At 65.1% G+C, this 3,343-nt stretch carries 7 protein-coding genes and 1 pseudogene; 7 read left to right on the forward strand and 1 reads right to left on the reverse strand.

Annotated features, from left to right (window positions below; translation table 11 throughout):
• The 4 genes from PGX04_RS21660 to PGX04_RS21675 all read left to right on the forward strand — a co-directional run.
• Positions 1 to 715 (forward strand): hypothetical protein (locus tag PGX04_RS21660; protein WP_273740404.1); only part of this gene is annotated, 715 nt, incomplete at its 5' end.
• Between the two features lie 147 nt (positions 716 to 862).
• Positions 863 to 1,015, forward strand: a complete 153-nt coding sequence (locus PGX04_RS21665) for a 50S ribosomal protein L39e (protein WP_006184874.1) — start codon at positions 863 to 865, stop codon at positions 1,013 to 1,015.
• 2 nt (positions 1,016 to 1,017) lie between these two features.
• Positions 1,018 to 1,296 (forward strand): 50S ribosomal protein L31e, encoded by a 279-nt coding sequence (locus PGX04_RS21670; RefSeq protein WP_098724919.1) that lies wholly within the window; start codon positions 1,018 to 1,020, stop codon positions 1,294 to 1,296.
• Positions 1,297 to 1,298: 2 nt separating this feature from the next.
• Positions 1,299 to 1,964: a translation initiation factor IF-6 gene (locus PGX04_RS21675; protein WP_273740405.1), complete on the forward strand. Its 666-nt coding sequence runs from the start codon at positions 1,299 to 1,301 to the stop codon at positions 1,962 to 1,964.
• A gap of 23 nt (positions 1,965 to 1,987) precedes the next feature.
• Here the strand turns inward: PGX04_RS21675 and PGX04_RS21680 are convergent, their stop codons facing one another.
• Positions 1,988 to 2,299 (reverse strand): ASCH domain-containing protein, encoded by a 312-nt coding sequence (locus tag PGX04_RS21680; protein ID WP_273740406.1) that lies wholly within the window; start codon positions 2,297 to 2,299, stop codon positions 1,988 to 1,990.
• Positions 2,300 to 2,450: 151 nt separating this feature from the next.
• On the opposite strand from PGX04_RS21680, the gene rpl18a reads away from it, so the two are divergent.
• The 3 genes and pseudogenes from rpl18a to PGX04_RS21695 all read left to right on the forward strand — a co-directional run.
• A complete protein-coding gene (gene rpl18a, locus PGX04_RS21685) occupies positions 2,451 to 2,627 on the forward strand; it encodes a 50S ribosomal protein L18Ae (RefSeq protein ID WP_273740407.1) in 177 nt (58 codons plus the stop codon).
• Complete coding sequence (gene pfdA / locus PGX04_RS21690) at positions 2,624 to 3,070, forward strand: prefoldin subunit alpha (RefSeq protein ID WP_273740408.1); 447 nt, start codon at positions 2,624 to 2,626, stop codon at positions 3,068 to 3,070. The genes rpl18a and pfdA overlap by 4 nt, the downstream gene beginning before the upstream one ends.
• 25 nt (positions 3,071 to 3,095) lie before the next feature.
• Positions 3,096 to 3,343: pseudogene (locus PGX04_RS21695) on the forward strand (signal recognition particle-docking protein FtsY); the annotation flags it as partial.

Raw genomic sequence — 3,343 nt, forward strand, 5'->3', positions numbered from 1 at the left:
CGGGGCGTTCGATCGGGTACTCGCCTACGCCCGTGAGCGCTCCCGCCTCGAGGACCTCGAGGTACAGGTCGAGCGCGGTGACCCGATCAGATTCCCGCCCTCGGCGACGCCGCCATCGACCGACGCCGTGATCCCGTCGCTCGAGGCCGTCCTCGAGCGATTTCGCGAGCAGTTACGAAAGCGAAACGCGCTCACGGGCCGGACCTGTCACGTCCTCCTGCGCTGGTCGCCGCTGAATTACCGCGTCGGCTACGGCGGGACGCTGGCACCGAACTCGATCACCGGCGTAATCGACGGTGGCGACAGCGGTGACGCCCAGACGGTCGCGAACGTCGGCGCGACCGAGGTCTGGGACTCGCGGCCCGTGACGCGAAACATGGCGATCCACGAGACGCTCCACACGTTTCTTCCGGACGACATCGTCGAGGCGATCGGCGACGCGTCCTGCGATCACGAGCTCGGAACGGCCGTCCGGACGGACGAGGACACGCTCGAGGTGTCGCCGATCGCGACCGCCTACGCCGGCCCGGACCGGATCGGCGGCGGTACCCGCTTTCACGGCACCGGCTGCTGTGACCGGGACCGATTCTATCGCCACGACGGCAACGTCGGCATCGAAAACTGGACCTACACGACCGAACTCAGCGAGGCCACCTGCGAGGGCGTGACGCGCTTTCTCGAGCGGCGGCTCGATTCCTCCCGCGCCTCTCGTTGAGGGGTCGTCGCGGCGGGTTCGGTGGCGATTCGCGGTGATCGATCGTCTCGCGAGCGGCTCGCCGTGATCAGTTCGGGATCGTCGTGTCCGGGATATCCCTGCAAGATGGACAAGATTTTAAGCCGCCGCGGGCTACGTCCGGCTACTATGGGTAAGAAATCGAAGGGCAAGAAGAAGCGACTTGCCAAACTCGAGAACCAGAACAGCCGCGTGCCGGCCTGGGTTATGATGAAGACGGACATGGACGTCCAGCGCAACCCGAAGCGACGCAACTGGCGGCGTAACGACACCGACGAATAACGATGAGTGCAACTGATTTCGAGGAACGCGTCGTCACCGTTCCGCTGCGCGACGTCAAGAAGGGGGCCAACCACGAGGCCGCCGACTACGCGATGCGACTCATCCGCGAACACCTCGCGAAACACTTCGCGGTCGACGAGGACGCCATCCGACTGGACCCCTCGATCAACGAGACGATCTGGTCGAACGGCCGCTCCAACCCGCCGCGAAAGCTGCGCGTCCGCGCAGCCCGCTTCGACGAAGAGGGTGACGCCGTCGTCGAAGCCGAGGTCGCCGACTAAACTTGCAACGTCTCGCCTTCGCCGGGTCGGCGTACGTCGGTGTCTTCGCCCGTGCGACCGACTCGTGCGTGCTCGTTCGCCCCGACATCGACGACGACGTCATCGACGACCTGACCGACGAACTCGAGGTGCCCGCCGTCCGGACGACCGTCGGCGGCTCCTCGACGGTCGGTGCGTTAGCGACCGGTAACGAAAACGGCCTCCTCGTGAGTTCGCGCGTTCTCGAGTACGAACGCGAGACGCTCGAGGAGGAGATCGACCTGCCCGTCGCTGAACTCCCGGGCAGTATCAACGCCGCCGGCAACGTCGTCCTCGCGAACGACTACGGGGCCTACGTCCATCCGGACCTGCCCCGCGAGGCGGTTCAAATCGTCAGAGACACGCTCGAGGTGCCCGTCGAACGCGGCGATCTCGCGGGCGTTCGGACCGTCGGCACGGCCGGGGTGGCGAACGACACCGGCGTGCTCTGTCATCCGAAGGCGACCGACGAGGAACTCGATCGCCTCGAGGCGGCCCTGGACGTCCGGGCCGACGTCGGGACGATCAACTACGGCGCGCCGCTGGTCGGTTCCGGCCTGATCGCCAACGAATCCGGCTACGTCATCGGTGAGGACACGACCGGCCCCGAACTGGGCCGGATCGAGGACGCCCTGGGCTATCTCGACTGACGGTCTCGCTCCGCGTTCCGTTCCTATCGGCGTTCGAACCGATGTAACACGATCTCGCTGTCGTCGTCCCACTCGAAGTTCTCGTGGGCGCGCTCGAGCAGGCGCTCGTACCCCTCGAGATCTTCCATTCCTTCTGCCTGGGCGTCCTCGTCGGTCAGATCGCCGAGCGTGCGTTCGCGGACCGCAGTCACGTCGAAGGTCATTCCGTCGATCGTGAACGTGTCCCCTTCCTCGGCGTACCGGTGACCGCGGTGGATCTGGGTGACCTCGCCCTCGAGCGCCTGACGCTGCATTCGATCGCTGGGTAACAGGTCGTCGGGATCGCGTTCGCTCATGTGTCCCGATTGGACTCCGCTCGGTAAAATCGTTGACCCGTCGCTCGTCGGCCAAGCAACGGCTGCGTCCCGTCTCTCGTCCCGTTCTGCTGGTTTCGGCGGTCCGGACTGGAAGGGAAGATTCTTCCGACTCCCTGCCGGATGGTGATGTATGAGTCAATTTACGGTCAGTGGTCGGTTCAAGAGCCGCGACGGCTTCGCGGAGTTCGAGACGACCATCGACGCCGAGAACGAGAACGTCGCCCGCGAACACACTCTCTCCCAGTTCGGGAGTCAACACGGGCTCAAGCGTAGCGAAATCGAACTCGACGAGGTGTCCGAACAATGAGCCAGCAGCAACTCCAGCAGCTGTCCCAGGAACTTCAGGAGATCGACGAACAGATCGAGGCCCTTCAGGCGAACATCGAGGCCGTCCAGCAGGAGAAGACCGAGGTCGACGAGGCTATCGAGGCCATCGAGACGCTCGAGACCGACTCGACCGTACAGATGCCCCTCGGCGGCGGCGCGTACCTCCGAACGACGATCGAGAACATCGACGAAGTGATCGTCGAACTCGGTGCCGACTACGCCGCGGAGTTCGAGGAGGACGACGCCGTCGACGCCCTCGAGAACAAGAAAGACCACCTCGACGACCAGATCGAGGAGCTCAACGAGGAGCTCGCCGAACTCGAGACCGAGAGCAGCGAACTCGAGCAGCAGGCCCAGCAGCTCCAGCAGCAGGCGATGCAACAGCAGATGCAGGGGATGGGCCAGGGCCAGCCCGACGAGTAACGCGCCGTAGGGACTTTCATTACCCATGTTCGACAACCTGAAGGACAAGCTCGGGAGCTTCCGCGAAGACGCCGAAGAAGCCGCCGAGGAGAACGTCGAGGCGGTCGACGAGGAGACCGTCGACGAAGAGAACCCCGAGGAGGTCGACGCCGGCGCGGCGTCGGCGGAATCGACGGATCCGGCGGCAGCGGAAGCTACCGAAACCACCCCGGAGACGACCGAGCCGTCGACGACGGCGGCGACCGAGCCCGAGTCGGCGGCCATCGAACCGGA

The organism is Natrinema soli (assembly GCF_028618695.1).